Source organism: Shewanella sp. SG41-4 (assembly GCF_014164505.1).
In the GTDB taxonomy this organism is placed as follows: Bacteria; Pseudomonadota; Gammaproteobacteria; order Enterobacterales; family Shewanellaceae; genus Shewanella.
This window is the reverse complement of record NZ_JACJFI010000260.1, coordinates 1-5,307: the sequence shown is the minus strand read 5'-3', so window position 1 is coordinate 5,307 and position 5,307 is coordinate 1. Positions and strand designations below refer to the sequence as shown.

Genomic DNA, 5,307 nt, shown 5'->3' with positions numbered 1-5,307 from the left:
TAGCAATTAACGTCAGCAATTAATGTCAGCAATTAATGTCAGCAATTTATGTCAGCACTTCACAATAAACCATGCGCTATGAAGCTTGAAATCCATTACAACGTTTACATTGAGTGACATTATCGTCGTTTTAATCACAGTTTAATCCCTATACAAACACCCCAGTAAACTTGCCATTTTGCACAATTATCGGTAGTTTTACTGCATTGAACGACGTAAAAATAATAACAAAGGATTACGGATGGGAAACATACTTTGGGTGGCCTCTTACCCTAAATCGGGTAACACTTGGGTACGCGCATTTTTAGAAAACTATATTCAAAATCAAGATCAACCGATTGATATTAATACCATGCACACTATTTCGACAGCAGAGTCGGCCGCGCATCGTTACCAGCATTATTTACCAAAAGACAAAGCTGCCACCACTGAGCTGACGTTAGAAGAGGTGAGTGTATTGCGGCCACAAGTTCAGGCTGATATTGCGCATCAAGCTAATGGCACCACATTTGTAAAAACCCACAACTACCTAGGCGAATACAACGGTCATCCACTGCATAATTCCCTAGTCACATCTGGGGCGATTTATGTGGTTCGTAACCCGCTAGATGTGGCAATTTCAATGGCCAATTACTTTGATTACAGCATCGATGAAGCCATAGCTTATATGGCAGAAGAAATGACTGGTACGCCAAATGAAGCACCGCATGTGCCACAAATTATTACCTCTTGGTCTATGCATGTGTCTAGTTGGACTGCCGATGACGCCTCAAAGCTGATTTTACGCTATGAGGATATGCTAGATGATCCTAAAAAGGTCTTCCGTAAAGTAGAATCCTTTTTAGGTTTGAAAAAAGACCCTGTTCGCCTGAAAAATGCCATTAAGCATTCATCTTTTGCTCAACTAAAAGCCCAAGAAACCAAACGGGGCTTTGTTGAAAAACACGAAAATGCTAATGCCTTCTTTAGAAATGGTGGCAAGCATCAGTGGAAAACCAAACTGACGCCAGAACAAGTACAAAAGATTGTGGATACCCATTACGAACAAATGAAGCGCTTTAAGTACTTACCTGCTGGAATGTAATACCAAATAAAAGGCATTAAAGCCTGACTCAGATTACTCATAAAAAAACGTCCTATTGCAGTAGCAATAGGACGTTTTTATTGGATATCACTTTCAGTTTGTAAGCATACTAAGTGCGTTTACGGTAAGCCATAACAAGCAACACAATGCCAGTAAATAGAAACGGTAAGCTTAACCACTGGCCGGCACTGAGCATTGACTCATGATATGCCGCCTGGCTGACTTTCACGCTTTCAATCGCGATACGCGCAGTAAAGACCAATACCAAAAACAAACCAAAGATAGCGCCGTGTTTTTGCTTCATATTGGTGTATTTATAAATGGCGAATAAGCCGATAAATATTAATAAATAGGCAAACGATTCATATAACTGCGCAGGATGGCGCGGCAACATATCAATACGTTTAAAAATAATGCCCCATGGCTGATTAGTGGGTTCGCCCAAAATTTCTGAATTAGCAAAGTTCGCCATACGCACAAAAAAGCCAAATATGGCTGTCGCAATAGCTAAACGATCGAGTAAAAACAAAAACGGTAACTTCACTTTACGTTGGTAAAAATACAGACCCAATATCGCTCCTAACCCGCCGCCATGGCTAGCAAGGCCGCCTTCCCAAATCGCAAATATCTTCAGCGGATGAGCAAAGTAATACCCAGGGTCATAAAAAATACAATGAGCTAAACGAGCCCCAACAATAATGCCAATAACGCAATACACTAATAGGTTATCAAGAGACTCAACATCTAAGCCTTCTTTTTTGTAAAAGTGCTTCATCACCTGAAAACCAGTGGCTATAGCCAACGCAAAAAGCGCGCCGTACCAATGTACGGTTAATCCCATAAACGAGACTAATATAGGATCAAAATCCCAAACGATGTGTTCCAAATTACCTACTCCAGATTGATATGGTGTTTTGTCGCGTTATGCTAAAACAACTTTACGACAGATGATACATAGATACTTAAGCGAAGAGAAAGTTTCATTAACTAATCAACATTGAAGCGCTAAATAAGGTAACATTTAGCGTTATTTACTGCTGATAAACTGCATTGTTAGAGTTAACCAAATGATGGCCGATAAAACCGAATACCATATTGATATTACCGAGCACAGTACTGACGCTATTGAGCTTTTGGCGCAAGCCAGTAGCCTGAGCAAGCAAGTATTGAAAGATGCTATGCAAAAAGGTGCTATCTGGCACAGCCATGGTAAACAAACTAATCGTATTCGCCGTGCAAAAAAGCCTTTGCAACCCGGTGACAAACTGCATCTCTATTACAATCAATACATTTTAGACGAACAAGTCACACCCGCTGAGTTATTGTTTGATGAAGCTGACTACAGCATTTGGTACAAGCCCTATGGTATGCGTTGCCAGGGCTCAAAGTGGAGCGATCACACCACCATTAATCGCTATGCTGAATTAAATATGCAGCCACAGCGCAATGCCTTTATTATTCATCGCCTAGACCGTGCTGCCACCGGATTATTAGTATTGGGACACAGTAAAAAAGCCACTGCCGCTATTGCTAAGCTGTTTGAAACTCGCGAATTAGAAAAGTACTATCAAGTGATTGTTGAAGGTGAGTTTCCGAGCGATCCCGTTACCATTAATACTCCAGTCGATAATAAACCGGCGTTATCCCACGCCACCTTACTGACCTACAACTCAGAATTGAATCAATCCAAAGTACAGGTAAAAATAGACACGGGTCGTAAGCATCAAATTCGTATTCATATGGCAAGCTTAGGCCACCCCGTTGTGGGCGACCGTTTGCATGGCAATGGCGACGAGCACTCGCCCGACCTTGCACTGACATCGTGTTATTTCCGTTTTGTTTGCCCATTAAGCAACATGCTAAAAACCTTTGAACTGCCAGAGCGTTACCGACCAGCATTTATTACCCATTAAGCAATGAAGTAAATAAGCAATTATTGTGCTTACACATAACAAACAAAATTGTTCATCAATATCAATGGAATAACATACTATGCGTCATATCATCGCGTTACTTTGTCTTACTCTTAGCCCTATGGGCATCGCCGCCAGTTTACAACTGCCAGACAGAGCCGAAACGGTATTAGTTAATGGTAAAGCCTCACAACAGCAATCTAGTGTAAAACTGGACTTAAGCATGCCCGATAACATGCAACAAATCGCTTTTCGCTATCAAGCCCGTTATCGAGATAATGGCAGCCAAAATGATTTTGTTTCTGATGTTGTTATCTTGCGTTTTCAGGCCAGCGAGCAAAACTATCAACTCACATTGCCGACTATTAACTCAGCCTCGCGCGCCACTCAATTTAATGATCAACCCACTATAACGTTAACCGACAATACGGGTAAAAGCATTGTATTTACTCAAGATAAACTGATGAAATCAGGCTTACAAATTGGCCGTGATTTTGCTCAAGAAATCGCGCTATATAATAAATCTGGTGCCATAGCTGCAATTGCATCAGCTAAACGTATCAACAAAAATACACCGACTGCTGCGCCCGTAGCACCAATAGCACCAGTAGTACCAGTAGCAATAGTACCAGTCGCAAAAACGACTGAGGTTACCGCAAGTAACAATACCGCCGACACTCAGGTTAATAAAACTGAAGATATCAACCAAGCAGAAGTCAGTAGAATGCTCGATTATTGGTATCAAAAAGCCAATCCTAATACCCAAGCAGAGTTTAAAGCCAAAATAAATTGATAATGATGGGTGCTATTGAACGAAGGTAAAACCTAGAGTTTGAACTTGAATAGCTCGACACTCATTCTTTTGAGGCTAATGATTTGAGATTAATGATTTTGAGGCTAGTGATTTTGAGACTAAATAGTTTGAGACTAACTCGTTCGAAAACAGATGTTTTACGATGGTATGCTTGAGACGTATTGCTTAAGGGCGAGTTGATTACGGCGAACTCTTTGCAACGAAATGCTATTAGGTTAATAATGCCATCGGCCAGTTAACGGCAAATAGACATTAACGTTGGGCACAAATATCAGCAAACGTGGCGTTCAATAACCGTTGTAAATCAGCAGGGCTTAACGAAATATCTACGCCTCTTTTGCCAGCACTAATGTAGATACGTTGATGCTGCTGTGCAGAAATATCGATAATCGTCGGCAAAGGTTTTTTTTGCCCTAACGGACTCACACCTCCTAGTACATAACCGCTAGAACGCTCAACGACTAACGCCTCTGCCATGTGGGCTTTTTTAGCGCCCACAGCTTTGGCGATTAACTTCATACTCAACATCGACGACACTGGCACAACCCCAACCACCAGCGCTTGATTATCTAAACTCACCACCAAGGTTTTAAACACTTGTTCCGTTGGCACGCACAATTTTTGCGCTGCTTCTAAACCATAAGATTCACTATTAGTATCATGATGGTATTCATGTACTTCAAAATCGATTTTATGCTTTTTGGCTATCTCAATTGCTGGGGTCATGATAATGCGCTCATTTATGGATTCACCGCCAATACTTTGCTTGGCTGATAAAAATGCAGATATCGCAGACAAACATAACTGACAACCACGGTAGCAACAAGCAATTCAAATTCAGCTAATGCATTAATTTGCTGTACATATTCCGCTGCCATGCCAACACTTTCCATCCAAACAGACATTTTAAATAATGCCGTTGCCCCAATCACCATCGGAAACGTAAACGCGGCATAGCCGGGGCTAAAGGGTAAACGCATCAGTTTGAAAAAACATAAATAGATAATCGAGGTCATTAACACCCCAATACCAAATAATAGCCCAACAATAACCGGCGATGGTTGTTCAATTACCGTTAAATAGCCCGCCAAAGATAAACTTGCTGGAGCCGCTAAAATCGCTAAAGTGGGTTTGGCTGCATCTGGGATTTGTTCTGTAAATATAAGACGATAAATCATCATAGGTAACATTATGGCATAACTTAACATGCCAAAAATCAACGCGGCATGAGCAACCCACGCTAAATGAATATTGCCAGAAAATGACACATCGGCCACCACAATACCAATGGGCGGAATAAACCAGCTAGGCACCATATGGCATAACGAAAAGTGCTTACTGCGATGATAAATAAACCCGACCAAAAAGCTGATGTGCAGCAATACTGCAAATGACCATAATAAATCACCTGCTAGTGCAGAGGCATAACTCAGCGAATTCGATACCACCATTAACGCCATTGCAAAAGTAGGTACCACGCTGCCAACCACAGGATG

Annotated in this window: 6 protein-coding genes; 3 read left to right on the top strand and 3 right to left on the bottom strand. The window is 41.4% G+C overall.

Features of this window, described 5'->3' with window-relative positions:
- The first annotated feature begins 241 nt into the window (after window positions 1–241).
- Window positions 242–1,084 (top strand): sulfotransferase domain-containing protein, encoded by an 843-nt coding sequence (locus H5202_RS17595; protein WP_182773223.1) that lies wholly within the window; start codon window positions 242–244, stop codon window positions 1,082–1,084.
- 109 nt (window positions 1,085–1,193) lie between these two features.
- Here H5202_RS17595 and lgt read toward each other — a convergent pair whose 3' ends face one another.
- On the bottom strand, window positions 1,194–1,970 hold the full coding sequence (lgt, locus tag H5202_RS17590) for a prolipoprotein diacylglyceryl transferase (protein ID WP_182773222.1): 777 nt from the start codon (window positions 1,968–1,970) through the stop codon (window positions 1,194–1,196).
- 181 nt (window positions 1,971–2,151) lie between these two features.
- Between lgt and H5202_RS17585 the strand changes: the two genes are divergently transcribed.
- Both H5202_RS17585 and H5202_RS17580 read left to right on the top strand, forming a co-directional pair.
- Window positions 2,152–2,997 carry a pseudouridine synthase family protein gene (locus H5202_RS17585; RefSeq protein WP_182773221.1) on the top strand — a complete coding sequence of 282 codons (846 nt, stop codon included), beginning with the start codon at window positions 2,152–2,154 and terminating at the stop codon, window positions 2,995–2,997.
- A gap of 79 nt (window positions 2,998–3,076) precedes the next feature.
- Window positions 3,077–3,790 carry a DUF2057 domain-containing protein gene (locus tag H5202_RS17580; RefSeq protein ID WP_182773220.1) on the top strand — a complete coding sequence of 238 codons (714 nt, stop codon included), beginning with the start codon at window positions 3,077–3,079 and terminating at the stop codon, window positions 3,788–3,790.
- A 273-nt stretch (window positions 3,791–4,063) separates the two neighbouring features.
- Here the strand turns inward: H5202_RS17580 and ybaK are convergent, their stop codons facing one another.
- Window positions 4,064–4,537 (bottom strand): Cys-tRNA(Pro) deacylase, encoded by a 474-nt coding sequence (ybaK, locus tag H5202_RS17575; protein WP_182773219.1) that lies wholly within the window; start codon window positions 4,535–4,537, stop codon window positions 4,064–4,066.
- A 14-nt stretch (window positions 4,538–4,551) separates the two neighbouring features.
- Window positions 4,552–5,307: TDT family transporter (locus H5202_RS17570; protein ID WP_182773218.1), on the bottom strand; the 756-nt coding region annotated here is incomplete at its 5' end.

Excerpts from the sequence above, each read along its gene's own strand:
- H5202_RS17585 (WP_182773221.1), top strand. The coding sequence starts at position 2,152 with ATGATGGCCGATAAAACCGAATACCATATTGATATTACCGAGCACAGT.
- ybaK (WP_182773219.1), bottom strand. The coding sequence starts at position 4,537 with ATGACCCCAGCAATTGAGATAGCCAAAAAGCATAAAATCGATTTTGAA.
- H5202_RS17580 (WP_182773220.1), top strand. The coding sequence starts at position 3,077 with ATGCGTCATATCATCGCGTTACTTTGTCTTACTCTTAGCCCTATGGGC.
- H5202_RS17595 (WP_182773223.1), top strand. The coding sequence starts at position 242 with ATGGGAAACATACTTTGGGTGGCCTCTTACCCTAAATCGGGTAACACT.